The 20,258-nt window shown below is 41.5% G+C and carries 19 protein-coding genes and 1 pseudogene; 12 read left to right on the top strand and 8 right to left on the bottom strand.

Features of this window, described 5'->3' with window-relative positions; translation table 11 throughout:
* Window positions 1-16: 16 nt before the first annotated feature.
* Window positions 17-613: a porin family protein gene (locus MSG35_RS12305; RefSeq protein WP_248384063.1), complete on the bottom strand. Its 597-nt coding sequence runs from the start codon at window positions 611-613 to the stop codon at window positions 17-19.
* A 428-nt stretch (window positions 614-1,041) separates the two neighbouring features.
* On the opposite strand from MSG35_RS12305, the gene MSG35_RS12300 reads away from it, so the two are divergent.
* The 8 genes from MSG35_RS12300 to MSG35_RS12265 all read left to right on the top strand — a co-directional run bounded on the left by MSG35_RS12300 (window position 1,042) and on the right by MSG35_RS12265 (window position 10,560).
* Window positions 1,042-1,356: a winged helix-turn-helix domain-containing protein gene (locus MSG35_RS12300; protein ID WP_019823680.1), complete on the top strand. Its 315-nt coding sequence runs from the start codon at window positions 1,042-1,044 to the stop codon at window positions 1,354-1,356.
* A gap of 199 nt (window positions 1,357-1,555) precedes the next feature.
* A complete protein-coding gene (gene rbsD / locus MSG35_RS12295; protein WP_017060853.1) occupies window positions 1,556-1,975 on the top strand; it encodes a D-ribose pyranase in 420 nt (139 codons plus the stop codon).
* Between the two features lie 99 nt (window positions 1,976-2,074).
* Window positions 2,075-3,580: a ribose ABC transporter ATP-binding protein RbsA gene (gene rbsA, locus MSG35_RS12290; RefSeq protein ID WP_009844906.1), complete on the top strand. Its 1,506-nt coding sequence runs from the start codon at window positions 2,075-2,077 to the stop codon at window positions 3,578-3,580.
* Complete coding sequence (rbsC, locus tag MSG35_RS12285; RefSeq protein ID WP_017082395.1) at window positions 3,577-4,563, top strand: ribose ABC transporter permease; 987 nt, start codon at window positions 3,577-3,579, stop codon at window positions 4,561-4,563. The genes rbsA and rbsC overlap by 4 nt, the downstream gene beginning before the upstream one ends.
* A gap of 127 nt (window positions 4,564-4,690) precedes the next feature.
* Complete coding sequence (gene rbsB / locus MSG35_RS12280) at window positions 4,691-5,569, top strand: ribose ABC transporter substrate-binding protein RbsB (protein ID WP_081230700.1); 879 nt, start codon at window positions 4,691-4,693, stop codon at window positions 5,567-5,569.
* 213 nt (window positions 5,570-5,782) lie between these two features.
* Window positions 5,783-6,727 (top strand): ribokinase, encoded by a 945-nt coding sequence (gene rbsK, locus MSG35_RS12275; protein ID WP_248384062.1) that lies wholly within the window; start codon window positions 5,783-5,785, stop codon window positions 6,725-6,727.
* 152 nt (window positions 6,728-6,879) lie between these two features.
* Window positions 6,880-7,881 (top strand): substrate-binding domain-containing protein, encoded by a 1,002-nt coding sequence (locus MSG35_RS12270; RefSeq protein ID WP_248384060.1) that lies wholly within the window; start codon window positions 6,880-6,882, stop codon window positions 7,879-7,881.
* Between the two features lie 219 nt (window positions 7,882-8,100).
* Entirely contained in the window at window positions 8,101-10,560 is a 2,460-nt protein-coding gene (locus MSG35_RS12265) for a CHASE3 domain-containing protein (RefSeq protein ID WP_248384059.1), read from the top strand.
* A gap of 94 nt (window positions 10,561-10,654) precedes the next feature.
* On the opposite strand, the gene MSG35_RS12260 is transcribed toward MSG35_RS12265, so the two are convergent.
* Complete coding sequence (locus MSG35_RS12260) at window positions 10,655-11,446, bottom strand: carbon-nitrogen hydrolase family protein (RefSeq protein WP_248384058.1); 792 nt, start codon at window positions 11,444-11,446, stop codon at window positions 10,655-10,657.
* A gap of 149 nt (window positions 11,447-11,595) precedes the next feature.
* Window positions 11,596-12,018, bottom strand: coding sequence for a lysozyme inhibitor LprI family protein (locus MSG35_RS12255; protein WP_248384057.1), 423 nt, complete (start codon window positions 12,016-12,018; stop codon window positions 11,596-11,598).
* 333 nt (window positions 12,019-12,351) lie between these two features.
* Between MSG35_RS12255 and MSG35_RS12250 the strand changes: the two genes are divergently transcribed.
* Entirely contained in the window at window positions 12,352-13,923 is a 1,572-nt protein-coding gene (locus MSG35_RS12250) for an EAL domain-containing protein (protein ID WP_348983482.1), read from the top strand.
* 41 nt (window positions 13,924-13,964) lie between these two features.
* On the opposite strand, the gene MSG35_RS12245 is transcribed toward MSG35_RS12250, so the two are convergent.
* The 4 genes from MSG35_RS12245 to MSG35_RS12230 are packed head-to-tail and all read right to left on the bottom strand — an operon-like array spanning window position 13,965 to window position 17,489.
* Entirely contained in the window at window positions 13,965-14,906 is a 942-nt protein-coding gene (locus tag MSG35_RS12245) for a glycosyltransferase family 2 protein (protein WP_248384055.1), read from the bottom strand.
* Window positions 14,907-14,918: 12 nt separating this feature from the next.
* The gene (locus MSG35_RS12240) at window positions 14,919-15,254 is read right to left on the bottom strand and encodes an EamA family transporter (protein ID WP_248384054.1); all 336 of its coding nucleotides are present in this window, start codon (window positions 15,252-15,254) and stop codon (window positions 14,919-14,921) included.
* The gene (locus tag MSG35_RS12235; protein ID WP_248384053.1) at window positions 15,241-16,002 is read right to left on the bottom strand and encodes a methyltransferase domain-containing protein; all 762 of its coding nucleotides are present in this window, start codon (window positions 16,000-16,002) and stop codon (window positions 15,241-15,243) included. The genes MSG35_RS12240 and MSG35_RS12235 overlap by 14 nt, the downstream gene beginning before the upstream one ends.
* The gene (locus MSG35_RS12230) at window positions 16,002-17,489 is read right to left on the bottom strand and encodes a hypothetical protein (RefSeq protein WP_248384052.1); all 1,488 of its coding nucleotides are present in this window, start codon (window positions 17,487-17,489) and stop codon (window positions 16,002-16,004) included. Before MSG35_RS12230 ends, MSG35_RS12235 begins: the two co-directional genes overlap by 1 nt.
* 160 nt (window positions 17,490-17,649) lie before the next feature.
* On the opposite strand from MSG35_RS12230, the pseudogene MSG35_RS12225 reads away from it, so the two are divergent.
* Window positions 17,650-18,042, top strand: a pseudogene (locus MSG35_RS12225) (EAL domain-containing protein); the annotation flags it as partial.
* A gap of 96 nt (window positions 18,043-18,138) precedes the next feature.
* Window positions 18,139-18,537, top strand: coding sequence for a hypothetical protein (locus MSG35_RS12220; protein WP_048613463.1), 399 nt, complete (start codon window positions 18,139-18,141; stop codon window positions 18,535-18,537).
* A 184-nt stretch (window positions 18,538-18,721) separates the two neighbouring features.
* On the opposite strand, the gene MSG35_RS12215 is transcribed toward MSG35_RS12220, so the two are convergent.
* Window positions 18,722-19,417 (bottom strand): hypothetical protein, encoded by a 696-nt coding sequence (locus tag MSG35_RS12215; RefSeq protein WP_248384366.1) that lies wholly within the window; start codon window positions 19,415-19,417, stop codon window positions 18,722-18,724.
* Window positions 19,418-19,663: 246 nt separating this feature from the next.
* On the opposite strand from MSG35_RS12215, the gene MSG35_RS12210 reads away from it, so the two are divergent.
* Window positions 19,664-20,212 carry a hypothetical protein gene (locus MSG35_RS12210; protein ID WP_248384051.1) on the top strand — a complete coding sequence of 183 codons (549 nt, stop codon included), beginning with the start codon at window positions 19,664-19,666 and terminating at the stop codon, window positions 20,210-20,212.
* Window positions 20,213-20,258 lie beyond the last annotated feature (46 nt).

Genomic DNA, 20,258 nt, shown 5'->3' with positions numbered 1-20,258 from the left:
TAGCAAAGTGTGAAAATTAGAAGTTATACATTGCGCCTAGGTAGAATGAATCGATCACGAGATCTTTATCATTTTCAAAAGCTGAATCGCTCTCAATCACAAATGCATCCGCTTCATAACCTAACCTAAAGCTAACGTTTCTAGCCTGTTTCGGTGTGTACTCCACTCCGAAACCATAGCGAATACCCTCACCACTATCGTCATCAAGCACTGGCAGCGACTGGTCTAAATCAATCGTCGACAAGCCAATGATGCCAAAAGGGCGAATGCCATTATCAAATGTGTAACCGAGGTTTGCCGTTACCGAAAAGATCTGAGGTGTCCAAGTGAAAACCTTATTACCAGATTTCGTTTTCAGGGCTATATCACCAAAATCTGTGTATTGAGCTTCAACCGAAACAATACGGTTAAATTTGTAACCAGCAATTAATCGGTAAGTATTGTCTTCGGCTTTAAAAGTAATAGGCTCATTGATCGTGTCAGTTAGCCCGCCATCATCAATACCAGATGTACCGATTGCACCGCCTAGGTAAAAACCACTGTCTGCTGCCATTACATTGTTTGCTGCAAATGCTGACATCATCGCGATACTTAGAATAAATTTGTTGTTCATTACTGCTTGACCTTACTTAGTGCAAATCAAGATTGTTACGCCTTCCTGTGCTGCACAATCTTGTTAGAGTTATCCGACACCCCGTCGAATTGGCAAGCAGGTTAATCTCACAGAAAACAAAAAAATAAATAAAAATATAATCACTTTGTAACTTCAGCCAACATAACCAGTAAAAACCAAATAACCCACTGAATAAACTAGAAATAAAAACCTGTCATTTATTCAGAATAACCTTCCCTCCATTTTTCAAACCATCCCATTTTTAGATTTTATTCTCATGAGCTTACGCAGGCTTACTTTCAAGCGTGGTGTGATTTTGCATAATCCGCCCACTTCGACCATTAGCACACTTAACTAGTTACCCGCTCCAACAGCAGGCCAGTTTTGCTCAATCTCCACAATTCAGAATAAGACGAACAGAAAACACGATGAACCACACAATAGACTTCAACGGCTTAATCATTGATATCGACGCTCGAACGATTACCAATCAGCAAGGAAACAAAATCACCTTGCGCCCTCACCTATTAGCAGTGCTCTGCTTGTTATTGGAAAATGTGGGAAGACCGATTTCAAGAGAGCATATTGTTGATGTGTGTTGGGACGGGCAACTCTCGTCACCGCATGTTCTTGCTAACGTCGTCTATAACCTACGCAATGTGTTCGCGCGATTAAGAGCACAAAACGTCCATATCATTACCATCAGTAAGTTTGGATATGCGCTATCGATTGAACCCACATAAAGGATTTATGCAATCAATGGCGGTGACTAAGATCACCAAAAAACGCCCCATCGAAACGTTTCGATGATCATTATCACACTCTAAAACAATCAAACGTGCAAATGATAAATCAGACACTATTATCACTATCGAAACGTTTCGATGGCTTTTCTTGAGTTGTTCTCAACCCATCAAGCGTTATTTTTCGATAGGTCGTGATATGAAAAAAAGTACTCTAATAAACTCTGAACTCTCTTACCTAGTGGCGACTCTTGGCCACACAGATGAAATCACGATTTGTGACGCGGGCTTACCAATTCCAGACCACGTAACTCGTATTGATCTTGCTTTGACTCACGGTGTCCCAAGCTTTCAGCAAACGGTAAAAACCATGCTGGATGAATCTCAAATCGAAGGCGTTGTGATTGCAGAAGAGTTTGCGAAAGTAAGCCCAGAACACCACGCTGCGCTGATTGATTTAATCAAGACTGAAGAAGCACGTTGTGGCAAATCGCTTTCGATTACTTACATCACTCATGAAGAATTCAAACAGCGAACGCATGAAAGCCGCGCGGTAATTCGCACCGGTGAATGCACGCCATACGCAAATGTTATCTTCCAAGCTGGCGTAACCTTTTAGCTCAAGCAAAACGCAACGACAGCTCAGTGTCATCACTGAACCAAAACAATGCATAGACAGAACAATCAAATACAACTGGCCCCGAGTAAAGGAACCGACATGACTCAAGCCATTTTAGAACTTAGCTCAATTGAGAAAGCCTTCCCTGGTGTTAAAGCACTGGATAAGGCAAGCCTCAACGTTTATCCAGGACGCGTAATGGCGTTAATGGGTGAAAACGGTGCAGGTAAATCAACGCTCATGAAAGTGCTGACAGGTATCTACCACTTGGACGGCGGCACTATCGCCTACCAAGGAAAACCTGCTGCATTTAAAGGACCGCGTGACTCTCAGCAAGCAGGCATTAGTATCATTCACCAAGAACTGAACCTAATTCCTGAGTTAACCATCGCCGAGAACATCTTCTTAGGTCGTGAAATCACGGGCACCATGGGTCGCATCTTGTGGAACGAGATGTACCAAGAAGCCGACAAGCTACTTAAACGCCTTAACGTAAAACACAGCTCGAAAACACCTTTAGGCCAGTTGAGCCTTGGTGAGCAGCAAATGGTAGAGATCGCGAAAGCCCTATCGTTTGAATCTAAGGTCATCATCATGGATGAACCAACCGATGCGCTAACCGATACCGAAACTGAATCTCTGTTTAAGGTGATTAACGAACTGCGCGATGAAGGCTGTGGCATTGTTTACATCTCTCACCGTTTGAAAGAGATCTTCGAGATTTGTGATGACATCACTGTACTGCGTGACGGTAAGTTCATTGGTCAGTGTGAAGTAAAAGACACCGACGAAGATGGCCTAATCGAAATGATGGTTGGTCGTAAGCTAGACGAACAGTATCCACGTATCGGCCAGAGCCATGGTGAAACTTGTCTTGAAGTGATTGGCTTAACTGGTTCTGGTGTTCACGATGTGAGCTTTACGCTAAAACGCGGTGAAATCCTGGGTGTATCTGGCCTAATGGGCGCAGGTCGTACCGAGCTGATGAAAGTGATTTACGGTGCCCTTCCAAGTGAACGCGGCGTCATCAACTTAGAAAACAAAACCATCAACCCTGTAAGCCCGAAAGACGGCTTGGCCAATGGCATTGCTTACATCTCTGAAGACCGAAAAGGCGATGGCTTAGTTCTAGGGCTTTCTGTTAAAGAGAACATGTCTCTTTGTTCACTTGACCTACTAACAAAGAGCGGTCAAATCCAACATAAAGACGAAGTGATCGCAGTTGATGACTTCATCAAGTTATTCAACATCAAAACCCCGACTCGCGAGCAAATCATTGGCAACCTTTCTGGTGGTAACCAACAGAAAGTGGCTATCGCTAAAGGCTTGATGACCAAACCAAAAGTACTGATTCTCGACGAGCCAACGCGTGGTGTCGATGTCGGTGCTAAGAAAGAGATTTACCAACTCATTAATAAATTTAAAGCCGATGGCATGAGCATCATCTTAGTCTCATCTGAAATGCCAGAAGTATTAGGAATGAGTGACCGCATCATGGTGATGCATGAAGGCCGTGTAAGCGGTGAATTTGATGCTAAAGAAGCAAACCAAGAATTATTACTGGCGTGTGCGGTCGGTAAAAAGATCAACGAGGACGCAGCATGAGTACTAAAACCATGAGCAAAACAACTGAAGCTCCAAAGAAAAAACCGTTAATCAGCAAAGAGTGGCTGATTGATCAAAAGTCATTGATTGCTTTGATCTTCCTGATTGTTGTCGTTTCTTTCTTAAACCCGAACTTCTTTACTGTCGACAACATCCTAAACATTCTGCGCCAAACCTCGGTTAACGCAATTATCGCTGTGGGTATGACTCTGGTTATCTTAACCGCGGGTATCGACTTGAGTGTTGGCTCTGTACTGGCACTTTGTGGTGCATTCGCAGCCAGCATGATTGGCATGGAAATCCCAGTGATGATCGCCGTGCCAACCGCTCTAGTAGCCGGTGCAGCATTGGGTGCTATCAGTGGTGTGATTATCGCCAAGGGTAAAGTACAAGCCTTCATCGCAACGCTTGTAACCATGACTCTATTGCGCGGCGTGACCATGGTTTACACCGATGGTCGTCCTATCTCGACTGGTTTTACTGACACAGCAGACGCATTCGCTTGGTTCGGTACAGGCTACGCAATGGGCATCCCAGTTCCAGTATGGATCATGGTCGTGGTATTCGCAGCGGTATGGTACCTACTTAACCACACCCGCTTTGGTCGCTACGTTTACGCATTGGGTGGCAACGAATCTGCAACTCGCCTATCAGGCATCGACGTAGACAAAGTAAAAATCGGCGTTTACGCAATCTGTGGTCTGCTAGCAGCAGTGGCAGGCATCATCGTGGCATCTCGTTTGTCCTCAGCTCAACCTACCGCAGGTATGGGTTATGAATTAGACGCCATTGCAGCCGTAGTACTGGGTGGCACAAGCTTAGCCGGCGGTCGTGGTCGCATCATGGGCACATTGATTGGTGCTCTGATTATCGGTTTCCTAAACAACGCCCTAAACCTATTAGACGTATCTTCTTACTACCAGATGATTGCAAAAGCAGTGGTTATTCTTCTGGCGGTATTGGTCGACAACAAAAACAAATAAAACCTATTCACACTCTAGGTTAATACAAGTAACACCCTGTTTTACCTTAAAATATTAGAATCTATAAATAATGTAACTACGAGCTAGGACTCACCTCCTAGCTCACCCTACACAAAGGACTTACACCATGAAAAAATTAGCGACTCTTATTTCTGCTGCTCTTCTTTCTACAACGGTATCTGTGTCTGCACAGGCGCAAGATACAATGGCAATCGTTCTGTCTACATTGAACAACCCATTCTTCGTAACCATGAAAGATGGCGCAGAAGCGAAAGCGGAAGAGCTAGGCTACAAGCTTATCGTTCTGGATTCTCAAAACGACCCAAGCAAAGAGCTTTCGAACATTGAAGATCTAACCATTCGTGGTGTTAAAGCAATCCTGATTAACCCAACGGATTCAGACGCTGTATCTAACGCTATTCGCATTGCTAACCGTTCAAACATCCCTGTACTAACGCTAGACCGTGGTGCAAGCCGTGGTGACGTAGTGAGCCACATCGCTTCTGATAACGTAATCGGCGGTGAAATGGCAGGTCACTTCATCATGGAAAAAGTGGGTGAAAAAGCGAAAGTAATCCAACTTGAAGGTATCGCTGGTACTTCTGCTGCTCGTGAACGTGGTGAAGGCTTCATGAACGCAGTAAACGGCAGCGACCTTGAGCTTCTTGCAAGCCAACCTGCTGATTTCGACCGTACTAAAGGTCTGAACGTAATGGAAAACTTGCTTGCCGCTAACCCAGACGTACAAGCAGTATTCGCTCAGAACGATGAAATGGCACTAGGCGCACTTCGCGCAGTTCAAGCTTCAGGTAAAGAAGTGATGATCGTTGGCTTTGATGGCACTGAAGACGGCATCGCAGCAGTTAACCGCGGCCTACTTGGCGCAACAGTTGCACAACAACCTGACCTAATCGGTTCTCTAGGTATCGAAATGGCAGACAAAGTACTGAAAGGCGAAACAGTAGACGAGTACGTACCAGTACCTCTAAAAATCATCGCTAAGTAATCGTTACTAAGTAACGCGATATAAAGCAGGGGTCCCCTATCCCCTGCTTTGCTTAACTCATTAGCTCACTGACTTAACATAAAAGCAAAACCCCGACAGTGCATCGCTGTTTCTCATAAGCCGCTGATAAGGCTAGCAATCAACGTAATGTGAATTAACGTAATGAGAAAGACCCATGCATTTTCAAATACGATATATCATAAGGCTCGTATCATGACTCAACTGATTGTTTTAGGTAGCGTTAACGCTGACCACGTACTGCAAGTTCCTTCGTTCCCTCGTCCGGGTGAAACCTTGATTGGCGGTAACTATCAGGTCATTCCTGGCGGCAAAGGCGCAAATCAAGCCGTAGCGGCAGCAAGATTAAACGCAGACATTGGCTTCATCGCCTGTGTTGGTGACGACCCATTTGGCATCAACATTCGTCAAGATTTTGCTAAAGATGGTATCAACATCGACGGTGTGATCGTTGCAGACAAGACGCCTACTGGCATAGCGATGATCCAAGTATCAGCAACAGGCGAAAACAGTATTTGTCTTTCTGCGGAAGCCAACGACAAGCTGACTTGCGATCAAATCGAGCCGCATCTAGAGAAGATTCGCGATGCTAAGTACCTGCTGACTCAACTTGAAACGCCAATTGAAGGCATTGAATACGCAGCAAAAGTAGCAAAAGAGAGTGGCACGCAAGTGATTCTAAACCCGGCACCTGCTCGTCCATTATCGGATTCGCTGCTTGCTTGTGTTGACGTGATTACACCAAACGAAACCGAAGCTGAAGTGCTAACGGGCATAACCGTGACGGACAACGCGTCTGCTCATCAGGCTGCGTTGGCTCTGCATGCTAAAGGTATCGAAACGGTAATGATCACGCTAGGCGCGAAAGGCGTTTGGGTGAGTCATCGCGGTCAAGGCAATGAAGTCAGCGAAGGTGAATTAGTCGCAGGCTTTCGTGTTGAAGCAACAGACACAACTGCCGCTGGTGACACTTTCAATGGCGCGTTGGTGACAGGCTTGCTTGAAGACATGCCACTTGAGCGTGCGATTAAGTTTGCTCACGCTGCGGCGGCAATTTCAGTAACTCGCTTTGGTGCTCAAACATCGATTCCAAGCCGTGCTGAAACTGATGCGTTTTTGGCAGAGCAACTGTCCGCTTAGCTTGATACCTATTTGAAGGCTTAACTCCTGAGCTAAACCGTGGTTAACGGATGTTAGCCTTCAAATTCGGTAACAACAAATAACAAGCATAAGCCCCTGTTTTCAGGCAGAATATCGCCCAACGTGGAAGGTTATTCCCACAAGGATTTTTTATGGCAACAATGAAAGACATCGCACGGCTCGCAAAGGTTTCGACTTCTACCGTGAGCCACGTGATCAACAAATCACGCTTTGTCAGTGAAGAGATTGCTGAGCGTGTTAACAGTGCGGCTAAAGAACTCAACTACGCACCGTCTGCATTGGCTCGCAGCTTGAAAATGAAGCAAACCAAAACCTTGGGAATGCTAGTGACCACATCCACCAACCCCTTCTTTGGTGAAGTGGTAAAGGGTGTGGAACGTCGTTGCTACGAAAAAGGCTACAACCTTATCTTGTGTAACACCGAAGGCGATAGCGAACGCATGAAGTCCTCTATCGATACTTTGCTGCAAAAGCGTGTCGATGGCTTGATGCTGATGTGTTCAACGCTTGAAGGTCAACATATCGATGTGTTCGAGCGCTACCCAGAGTTACCTGTCGTGGTTATGGACTGGGGTCCAATGCTGTTCGCAAGTGATAAAATCCAAGACAACTCGCATCAAGGTGGCTACATGGCAACTAAGCACTTGATAGATAACGGCCATTCTCAAATTGGTTGTATCACAGGCCCACTGCACCGCAATCAAGCTTCGTCTCGTTATCAAGGCTTCAAGCAAGCAATGGAAGAAGCAAATTTAGAGATCAACCCTAAGTGGATTGTTGAATCCAACTTTGAATGTGACGGTGGTTTTGACTCTTATCAGACATTGAAAACTCGTGGCGAAATGCCGTCTGCCTTGTTCGTAAGTAACGATATGATGGCGATGGGCGTGATTCACGCTGCGGCGCAAGATGGCACATCGATTCCGAATGATCTGTCTATCATTGGCTACGATGACATCCACCTGTCGAAGTACATGACCCCCGCGTTAAGCACTGTCCACCAGCCAAAACATCGTTTGGGTAAAGCCGCAGTCGATACCTTACTAAGCAGATTACAAACTCCAGATGCTTATCCGCAAGTCGTTGAACTTGAACCTACTCTTGTTGAACGAAGCAGTGTAAAAGCGATTTAGTACTCACCACACTCATCACACCATTGAAAGCTAGCTTATTGAGCTAGCTTTTTTGTCTTTGGAACATAATAACGCCACTTACTCGCCCCTAAAATGCCGTTAATATTCAAAACTTACACGCTAAAATATGCATTTGCGCACTCAGCAACTATTCACGCAATTAACGACTAATTCATCTACACTAATATTAAATAACAACGGCATGGAGAGCGTAGTTGTATGATCGCAGGTTGGTTTGACAATATATCCCTACAAAAAAAGCTATTAGTCAGCTTTTTAATTCCTATCACTTTGATGGTCATCGTCTCTTTCTCTGTGTATGAAAACACCCAATCTATTGTGAAAGATAACCATTGGGTTGTTCACACTCACAAAGCCATAGCCCGAGCTCAAGAGCTGCTTAACCTAATTGTGGATATGGAAACCGGACAACGCGGCTACCTAATCACTGGCGATCCCGTATTTTTACAGCCCTATCATCTGGCACTGGATGTTTGGCGTCAAAAAATGCAAAGCCTATCAACTCAAGTGAGTGACAACCCCCCTCAAGTTGAACGCCTCAAAAGAATCGATGATATTCATAAGACATGGCTAAAGGAGTCGGGCGAGAAAGAGATCATGCAACGCAACCTCGTCAATAAGGGCGAAGCGGACATGCAAAGTGTCGTCTACCTCACTCAACAACAGACCGGAAAACAACTGATCGATAAAATCCGTAAAGAGATCGCTCAATTTATCGATATTGAACAGCAACTTATCAGAGTCAGAGTCGATAAGTCCGTTAACTCCGCCAACCAAACCACTTACGTACTGGTTGTCAGTACCCTATTTTCAGCATTTATCTCATTGCTTGTGGCGGCGTGGTCATCAAACCGCATTAAACGAAGAATAGACATACTACTCGCAGCCGCAAACCAAGTTGCTGCTGGCCATTTAAAAGAAGGGGCATCGACCCTCAAGCTTTACTCAAACATTAACGCTCAAGACGAAGTTGCTCACCTCAGCCATAGCTTTCAAACAATGGCAACAAACCTGGTAAAAAACGACAATGAAATGCGAGCGAAAAATCAGGAGCTAATCGCTGAACGAACCAAAGCTGAAGCCGCAGTAAAAGCTAAGGGCGATTTTCTGTCTACCATGAGCCACGAGATCAGAACGCCAATGAACGGCGTTCTTGGAATATCTCAAATCATTGCAAGCCAGACCCAAGAACCCGAAACAAAAGAGAACATCAACATCATTCTCGATTCTGGTCACCACTTGATGACGATACTCAACGACATTCTTGACTTCTCAAAAGTCGAAGAAAACAAGCTTGAGCTAGACGTGGCTCCCTTTAATTTTATTCAAGTCATGCAGCCTGTATGCAGCGCACTAAAACCCTTAGCCGATGAAAAAGGCATTCGCCTGTTGATCGAAAATAACATACCGAAAAACATCCAACTCGTCGGAGACTGTGCAAGGCTACGCCAAATCATGTTCAACTTGGGTGGCAATGCGACCAAATTCACCAAAGAAGGTCATGTGTCCATACAAGCTGACCTCAATCGCCCCAACAACCAGCTGATTCTCACCGTGACAGACACCGGGGTTGGTATCCCGAAAGATAAGCACGAGCAGGTATTCAATTCGTTCGAACAAGCAGACACTTCCACAACAAGGAAGTTTGGCGGAACAGGGCTTGGCCTCGCAATCGTCAAGAACCTAGTCAACCTCATGAATGGAGAAATCACATTAACCAGTGCAGTTGGGCTTGGTACAAAATTCCAAGTCTCTCTGCCTATCACATGGCAAGAAAGCAAAACAAAAGACATCGCGACCCATACTGTCGATGCAGAAACTCTCAGCTTTGACTCGTTAAGTATCCTGTTGGTGGAAGATAACCGTATTAATGCCATTGTTGCACAAGGCTTCTGTGAAAAACTCGGCCATCATGTTGAGCATGCGGAGAACGGTAAATTGGCGATTGAACGCCTCAAAACCACTCAATATGACCTTATCTTGATGGACAATCATATGCCTGAAATGAACGGGGTCGAGACAACAAATTACATCCGCGAAAAACTGAAACTCGATACCTTGATATTCGCTTACACGGCCGATGTATTCCGTGAAGCGCATGACAACTTTATTCAGGCAGGTGTCGACCACATTCTGACCAAGCCTCTGCAGCAAGAGAGTTTCTTCGACGCCCTACAACAGTTCTCAAGTCGATTACCGAAACAAACAGCAGTCAAAGGTTCGAGTGAGAATGAAAACATTGTTGAGCTTCATCGTAAGCCTATTGAAACGTTAAGGTTAACGGAAGAAGAGATCAGCCATTCAGAAGTGATACAAATACTGAAAGATGACAAGGAAGGGTTCAGCTTACTCATCGACTCAACCATTATTGAGTTCGAACAGTCAGTTGATCGCGTCATCGAATACTATTTAGCGAAAGAATTAGAGCCACTTTGTCGCACCCTGCACTCCATTAAAGGCATGTCACTGAACTTAGGTCTTAACATGCTTTCTAAGCAGGCATTGGAGCTAGAAGTCGAAGCCAAAAATCAACAATTGCCGGATATTGAACGACTGCAAAAGCTGCTCAATCGCCTTATGGTCAATATCCATCAAGCGCAGCGGATGAAAAACGCTCATTCAGTCGAGCATCTGAATCAAATGAACGATCAAGCTTAAGAACGCTTCGTTCCCAAGCTAAAACGCAAGGCTTAATCACCTTGCGTTTTTCGATCTTATACCGCGCTAGTCTCTGTTCTAGCGATTTAACGGTTTAGCGGTTTAAGAGAGCGGTCATTTGCTGCATCTCATCTTCAACATCAACGCCATTGTATTGCGGCGCAATCGAGAGATCTTGAATACTTACGGTTTCTACCGATTGCTTGTCGTTGAGCTGAGTCATTAACTCCCCTTTTGGTGAGTAGACTCGGCTGTTACCACAATACGTCGCGGTAAACGCATCAACCACATCCTGTCCAACCCGATTACACGTCACGACATGACACCCCTCTTCTAAAGCCCTTGCTTGAGCAATAGCAAAACTGTGCTGCCCGCCGAAATTGGCAGGGTGAAGAATAACGTCGACCGACTGATAGGTTCTCATGATCTCCGGGAACCAAATATCAAAGCAAATCGCGACACCAAACTTTAAGCCTTTGTGCTCAAACGTGAGGCGCTCGTCCCCTCTCGAGAAATACTGCTTATCGAATTTAGTTTGACTGATTTTTCTGTATTTGTGTCGTAAACCGGAAGCATCCACAACCACCACACTGTTGTAATATTGGTCGCTATCTTTCTCGGCAATGCCTGCAACAATCAAGGTGTGATGCCTCGCTGCAAGCTGCGTTAATGAATCAATAGTACTGCTGTCGGCGAAGTCTTCCGCCAATTCGTGAATTTCTTCAGCGTCATTAAAAATATACCCAGTCGTGAACAGTTCAGGCAGTAATGTAATATCCCCGACTGACGGCTCCGCTTGCAAAAGATCAGAGACCGAATCAATATTCTTTTGTTTGTTCTTGTATTCAACTTCAAGCTGAATAAGCGTGATACTGACATTATTCAATAATCGAATCCTTGCTAGGTAATACTTCAAGCTATAATGCTTCAAGCTGGAGACTAAGAACGAAAGAGTAAAGCAATCCCCTATCGTTTTCTTATTCGCCCGCCAAAGGTTGAAGCAGGTGCACAGTGCTGTACGTATTTTAAACCTGCCTACGGCCCTAATTTAGGCTCTGGTAAAACCGGAGGCGTGCTGTCCATATAGGTTAAGAAGTTTTCCCACACCTCATGCGTGCGCTGCTTGGTTAACGTCGTCTTGCAGGAAAGCGCCATAACCCCTCGTATTGAACCATCACGCCATTGGGTGTACACAGAGTTACAATGAGCCGACATGTACGCCTGCCAGCTGTCTTGAGCCACCTTGATTGAACTGACCAACTCCGCATCATATGCATTGTGCTCAAAGCTGGCTGCAAGGTATTTATCCAGTTCCGCTTGTGCAGATTCCAACTCAATTGCCGCACAGTGATTAATCTCTAGCGTGTTCATAGCATTCTCGCAATCGACTGTCTTTTCAACAGCGAGCACAGAGCACGAGAAGTAAGCCAAACCGAACAGTGTTATCACTCTTTTCATAAAAATCCTTGATTCTGTCATCAATAATCTGTGTTTCGGTTAACTGAAACACAGATTATTGAGTCAATTTCCTTCAATATCCTAATCGTTTATAACTCTAGTCTTTATAGGGTTATAAATATCTTTTATTCGTATTAGTACGGCAAAGCCAAGTAAAATCCACAAAGAAAAATCGGCTAAACATCAATATGTTACTGGTAAAATCGAAAAAACATTATCTTTATCAATAATTCATGCGTTCATTCACAATATTTATCATTTTCCTTGCTACCTAATCGTTAAATTTATAAATTAAATCGAATGCTCACTTAGATCGGTAGTCTTACTCCAACTATGGATATCAATTACCCGAATATTGCTAAAACATCTTTATGCTTCGTTGTTTCCTTTTGTATATCAATGGCAATGCTCATTCCGGCTACGCCTTTTCATTACCAAACGTTGACTGAAGACTCATCCAAACAACTAGAGCAAAAACTGAGGCACATTCAATCTCAATTCGATTACTTTTTGACTGAGGTTGAGCACGGGCAATCATGCGAGTCCGTGGTTACTCGGCTGAGACAAACGGTTTTTGATACCGACTGGATTAAAGAAGCGGCGTTGTTTAATAAAAATGACCAATTTTATTGTTCAACAACAGAAGGTGACGTCTCATTCCGTCTCTTTAAATCCATCAGAGAGCGCTTGAATTCCGATCCCAACATGACGACGTTGTCTTATACCAATGCTGCGATCACTAAAGTCAATTCCATCATGCTCATTTCTTCTAACGAAGATAATGCGGGAATTAGCTTAATGATCCCTCCTCATTTCCTGTACGACATAGTAAATCGAAATCTATCCAATTTTGGTATCGAATCAAAAGTAAAAGTAATTGATAAAAATATATCCTTACCAAACGAAGGGACATATTTACAGAAAGTAGTCATTGTTTCTGATAAATACCCACTAACCGTTACATCATATATTGGGTATCAGTATTACTTTAATTACCTCTTACGTTACTCTTGGTTCGGTTTCCTATTTGCAGGAATCGCGACAATTATCGCCGTGTCTATCAGGCACAATAAACAAAACCACAGAAGCTTAGAGTATTCATTATCTGATGCGTTAAGAAACGATCACTTGCATGTCCACTTGCAGCCCATCGTTAACCATAATACTCATGAAATAGTCGGTTGTGAGTCTCTGTTGAGGTGGCATGACCCAATTGAAGGTAACGTCTCTCCCGCAATATTCATCCCTCTTGCAGAAAGCTTAGGGTTAATAGAAGACCTCACGTACTTCGTGTTACGTGAAGTATTAGCCATGATCAACAGCAACCAACACCTGTTTCAATCAAGGTATGTCAGCGTCAACATAAGCCGGAATGTGCTATCAAATAGCAACTTCGCAAGCAAGGTGAGTCATATATACAAGAAGAACCCAGGCATTCTCAAGCAGGTGGTATTTGAGGTCACAGAGGATGGTGAATGTTCTGATGCCGATATGATTAAGATTAAAGACAACCTAACCAAACTATCGAATATGGGCGTAAGAGTTGCGATTGATGATTTTGGTACAGGCTACGCAGGGTTAGATTTCGTAAGGCAGTTCCCGTTCAGCATTCTCAAGATTGATCGCGTGTTCGTGAAAAACATATCCGACGAATCCAGCTTTGGTCTCCCTTTGCTAGAGTCCATGCTTCAACTATCACGCACCTTAGGCATGCAAGTCATCGTCGAAGGTGTCGAGTACGAATCCCAAGTAAAAATCTTATCTAAGCTCGGTGTCGACTACATCCAAGGCTACTATTTTTACAAGCCGATGCCGATAAACCTGACTATCAGCTTACTCAAGCAACAGCATTTTGAGTCCGATAACGTTGAGGAACAAACCAACCAGACATTTCCTGTTACATAAGAAACTTAACGCTTGCTTAGTAAACAATATGTGATCCAAACTCACCCGGTTTCTTTGTCAATGAAGAAACCGGGTCTTTTTTTCGATTCAATATAGGTTCGCCCTACATACTCTCCTATCACACCTAAACTCATTAACTGAACCCCACCAAGAAAATAAATTGAAGTGATCAAAGATGTCCAACCATCAATAGCTTCACCTGTAAACTTTATATAGAGAGAGTTTATGCCAGCAATAAAAGAAAAAAAAGAAATAACAAGCCCCAAACACGCAATTACACGTAAAGGTACAATTGAATGAGAAGTTATAGCATCAAGGGCTAAAGAGATCATTTTCTTTAATGAATACTTACTTTTACCAAAACTACGTTCATTTCTTACATACTTTACTATGCTCGAGCTAAAACCAATCTGACGAATGAGTCCCCGTAAATATAGGTTAGATTCTCGATGTTCCAGTAACGCACTAGTGACTTTGCGCGACATCAAACGAAAGTCCGCATGATTTTCAATATGATGAATTCTTAAAAATGAGATCAATTTATAAAACAATCTTGCAGAGGTCTTCTTAAGCCACCGATCTGAGTCTCGGGAGCTTCGTACACCAAATACGACATCAAAACCTTGTCGATAACTTTCTAGCATAGATTTAATGATGTAAATATCATCTTGAAGATCAGCATCGAGGGTCACTGAAATATCACCATCTATGTATGACAGTCCTGCAAAAAGTGCTTTTTGGTGTCCGACGTTGCTTGCTAATTTAATTCCTTTCACCAAGAAATCATCTTTACTTGCTTTAAGTATTAACTCCCAAGTTCTATCTCTACTTCCATCATCTACAAATAAGATATAACTTGAAGTAGAAATCATCTGGGATTCAATCAGTTCCAACATTAAATCACTAACACAATTCAATGTGTAACTAAATATATCCTCTTCATTATAACAAGGAATCACGACACACAATTTAGGAATCAACAAAGCCTTTCACCTCTAGTTATTAACTATAATTAGCAACCCACTTATTATTAATATTAAACCAAAAATATCATACTTATTTACACTTTCGCCTAAAACAAAGTAACCAAAGAAATAAGTTATAAAGAACGTAAGCGCAGTAAAAGGAAATACCTTTATTAGGTCTTCTTGTGATAAAGCATAAACCCAAAGTATAGCACCAATAACATAACATATTATCCCAAAACTTAACCAAACATTGAGAAAGCACTTTGTAAAATTCATATTTATTGCGCCAACTTTTAGAAATAGCTGTCCTAATGATGCAAAAGCCACACTGGTTAACACAATAATTAAATTAATATGAGACATTTAGATGTCTTTTTATTTTATAAATAATTACAAATATATGTTTTTTGAAAATTGCTATAAATGTCATAATTCTAACCGGAAATAATCTTATAAAAAACTTAATAGATCTATTTGTTAATGATGCGTAATCTTTAATGTCATCATCTGACTCTACTTTAAAATCGGATAAAATATTACTGTATTTCGTTCCATTCTTTACAAAAATAAATATATTATTTTTATACCATACCTCGACTTCATTATGTTTAACCAACCTCGACCTAATCGGATCAAACATATCATAACCATTACTGTGGAACTTATTTTTCCAGTAAGAATATGGTTTTTCATTCACATGATTTTCCCCACCTTGCCCAACAGAAGCGGCAGAAAAAAGTACGACATCTGAATGTATGCATAAGTTTCTAATTAGCGTATCTGAATATTCCTCTTTAATATGTTCCGCAACTTCAAGGCACTGACACAGTGAAAACCTCTTATTAAGGTCAAATTTTTCAGAAACATCAATTGAAAAAAAATTTCTTTCATCAATCATCAGCCTTTCACTATTGACATAACCTCCATCCAAACCAACAACTTCAATATCATCTTGGTCTTCCCAGATACTTAGCCAAGCTCCTTGCCCACAACCAACATCAAGCACGCTGCTAACATTTATAATTTCGGAAATATAAGGAATGACAACTCGTGCCGATTTAACAGAACCAATATTTATATATTCATAAAAAACATCGTCGTAACTATGCATTAAACATTCCTTATTAAAAGAGTCCAACAACCTATTGTCTTACCGATAACAAAGCTTCCTTTAGGAAGCTCCCTAGATATGCCATTATCTAAAAATGAACAGTCTCTAATTAAAACATAGTCGTAATATGTATAATTTTCCCATTTTACTTCAGGATAATCATACCTTGTTCTGGATGAAAAATTCTTAACATTGTTATCAACCTCATTAGAAAATCGAACCATTTCAGGGTGAAAGTATGCAAAATTGAAATCTATCTCTAGCTCTTTTTTAACCACTAACATCTGAGGGATCCACAAAAAATATGGTTCAGGAAGAATTTTATAATCACTTGATGAATAGTCATTATTATTGGATAAGAATATTAACCTCGATCTATCGTCGATAAACGCTTCAAACTTATAAACCACATTTAAGTTTTCGTTACTCTCAATGACACGATTAACTCTTGGTATGACACTTAGAGCAACAGCAATAGACGTCAGTAAGTAAAGTTTTCTTTTAGATTTTATTTCAGATATAGAGAGGGCAAAAAAAACAGGTAGTAATATCAATAATCTATCTGAGAAAAAACCTGTTGATACCAACCTATTCGGTAAAATTAAAAATATAATAACAGATAAACAGGATAATTTTGCATAAATATTCCCTTTCAATTTAAATAAAAAACACTCTCTTATTAGATAGTAGATAATACAGAATTTAATAAAGCCAAAAACTTTATCATTCCCCATAAGATTGGCACCAATTAAGCTAAAAAATCTATACATGACAGAATGGTATGTGAAAAGATCTTCATCCATGTTTAAACTAGCATCACTTTTCAATGAAACCAACCAGATTATAATAAACACTAGGGGAGATAATATCTTTAAAATCCCTTTAACTAGATACAAGTTAAACCCATCTTTAAAGCAAATAAAAAATATATACACCATAATCAGGCCCCACGCTATTGCATGAGAGTAAATAATAAAAAACGAAAAAATAATATTAATAAAACTGTTAGGGTTGTTATCGCAGACTATAAAGTAGTACAACCAAATTACACTAAAACCAATAGCTATTAAAAATGGTATAAACCCCCAATTAAATGGGAGACAATAAAGAAATGGTATAGTTAAGATCCTTATATCTTCCTGTTTGTTTATTTTCTTCGCAATTAGCCCGGTAAATAGAGGGATGGAGAATAAATAAAATGTAATACCTATCTTAAGAGCAATGACAGGAGAAAAAACTAAAGTAAAAAACAACAAAAATAGATTGGTTATAATATACGGCGTGAACCAATTTATTTTATATAAATCACCATAAAAATCATTACCAAAAACGAGCGCTTTTAAAACTGAGAGCTGGGCTATATGCTGAGGAAAATCAATCATCGCAGGGAATTCATATAACCATACTGGTAATATAGTGAATATCATTAACACATAAAAAACAAAATCCGATAACTTCACGTGAGGAAAAAAATAAGCAATGTTCATAAACACCCTTGAAGTTATGTATTTTCTATAGTCGGAACCTAGCTAGTAAAATGAGGATTTGATGCCGGATGTTTATAAGTATGGAACATGGCTTAAAATATTCAAGAAAACTGTGTACATTCCTTAGAATTAGCGAGTACTTCGCACATCACGTATCTATCTAACCAAGCTATCGAACATGGGCGTAAGAGTCGCGATTGATGATTTTGGTACAGGCTACGCAGGGTTAGATTTCGTAAGACAGTTCCCGTTCAGCATTCTCAAGATCGATCGTGTGTTCGTGAAAAACATATCCGACGAATCCAGCTTTGGTCTCCCTTTGCTAGAATCCATGCTTCAACTATCACGCACCTTAGGCATGCAAGTGATCGTAGAAGGTGTCGAGTATGAGTCACAAGTGAAAATCTTATCTAAGCTAGGTGTCGACTATATCCAAGGCTTCTATTTTTATAAACCGATGCCAATCAACCTGACTATCAGCTTACTCAAGCAGCAGCATTTTGAGTCCGATAACATTGAGGAACAAACCAACCAGACATTTCCTGTTACATAAGCCACTGAAAAACTGCGAAAGAAAACGCGAAGGCTATGGGTCTCCTTTGATGAACATTTAAATCATCGCATCATTGAATGCATCACAAGGGATATCATGGAAAAGACACTTCAAACCAAACTGGCGACTAGCCTATTACTGCTGAGAATCGGCATTTTTATCGTCTTCTTGTTCTGGGGCTTGGATAAGATTCTTGTCCCTGAGCACGCGACAAAAGTACTGTCTGGCTTTTACGGCATCGACATCTCGAACAATGCGATGATGGCTCTGGGTGTCGCGCAGCTCGGATTTTTAGGCGCATTCGTTGTAGGCATGTGGAAAAAGTACACCTACGGAGCCATTTTAGTTCTTCATGCAGGCTCAACCTTTTCCTCTTTTGGAAAATACATGGACCCGTTCAACAACCTTCTATTCTTCGCTTCTTGGCCAATGCTCGCAGCGTGTGTCGCAATCTTTTTACTGCGTGACTACGACACTTATAGCGTTTCCAACTAACACAAAGGGCGCCGTTATTGGCGCCCTGTTTGGTTAGCTTTCAACAACAAAACAACCCCAACACTGGCATAAAATGCCAAGTGTTGGGGTTTCTGATTTAGTTGTTTGTTTTTTTGAAATCGTACACTGGATATTTGATGATGTGGGGTTTAGGCTGACTCTTAGGTACTTGTTATAGGCGCGTTTAGTCTAACAAAGAACCTCTAGCCAAAGACTTCGTTACTGCCAAGTTTTGATACCAGTTGTTAAACACCAGTTCAAAGTCTTTCAGTACGATGCTACCGAAATCATAATTTCGATACTGCTGACACAACCTAAAAAGCTGCCGACTATCACTAATTGGAACTCTGAACCGAATTAATGAACTGTGCGCTGTAACCAACTTATAACGGCTGTCAAAAGTTACCCTTAACCCCGCTTCGCTTAATTGAGTTCTAAGTTCATTTCTAAACTGTTCCAAAGAATCACTGACAGGAAAACCTTGCAGTAGAATGCAATTGGGGGACGCACTAACACCTTGATATTTTATTTCTATCTGTTGATTTGAACTCAAGACCGAACGAAATATTTCGGTATAAGAATGAATATTGATTTCGCTGAGTTCAAACTCTGGTGCGCATGAAATTACCGACAGAACGGTTAGGTGCAGTTCTTCAAGCGGATGGTAGTATTGGTTGGGTTCTATTTCACATACTGCTTTCTGAAAGCTCATGATTTCATCAAGAACAGAACGATTAGCATGCTTTAAATATGCCAAAGCTGTAATCCCCCTTCGGGTATCACTAGCAATATCTAATAGATTCGAGTCTAGCTCATAATCGTTGTGAGTTGATGCTAGCTCAAACCTTTGCCACATCTCATCATAAATACTCTGAATCATTAGTTCCTCAAAGCGTATAAATACCAATTTAGGTGCGAACAATGCTACCACCTAACCTAAACCAATGCGCCGTAAACACGAAACTCAGTAATGGAATATCAGATGCTAGGCGTTAGGAGTCACGACTTAAGTTCTTCGTTAGAATAATTCTATCTAAACGACAAAAAGTTACTTTTGAACTCTAATTTGAAATCAATAAGATGCACGCTCACTAAAATTGAATATACACCGATATTTATTAGACCAATGATTAAACATATTAAAAACCTTGTAATCTTTCTTACAGTAATTTTAGCAGGATGCGCTCGCTTTCAAGGCAACCAAACACCTACTCACGAAGCTCCCAGCAATACCATTGGAGAGTTCACAACTGTTACTTACCTAATTAGAGGAAACGTCGAAAGTAAAGACGAACGACTTTTAAAAGAAATAATGTACAGCTACGGCATTAAATTGGAATGGGGGCAGATTCGCGAGGACGGCACACCTCATCTTGATATCGACTTTTCTTTTAGACGCAATGGAGCTGCCGTAGTTCCAGCCATAATTACTGGTGCCACATTCTACTTCGTTCCATCATGGCAGACTCAGTACTACACACTGACAACGCACTTAAAGAATACTGAAATCGACTATAGTTTTAGAGCTAAAGACCACACCGTTTTAGTCCAATGGCTACCAATGATTATTGCATTTCCTTTTGCTGATCCATTTACAGCTGAAAGTAAATTGGTAGAGAAAGTCTACACTGACTTAGCATTCAACATTAGTGAACAACTCAAAAACAACAAATGATATTTTGGCTTGGTGCACGAGAGATTGTACGCCACGTCAAGTTATT

The organism is Vibrio sp. 1CM23M (assembly GCF_023161755.1).
Classification (GTDB): domain Bacteria; phylum Pseudomonadota; class Gammaproteobacteria; order Enterobacterales; family Vibrionaceae; genus Vibrio; species Vibrio coralliirubri.
The sequence above is the reverse complement of the archived record's forward strand: the minus strand, read 5'-3'. Positions and strand labels throughout refer to the sequence as shown.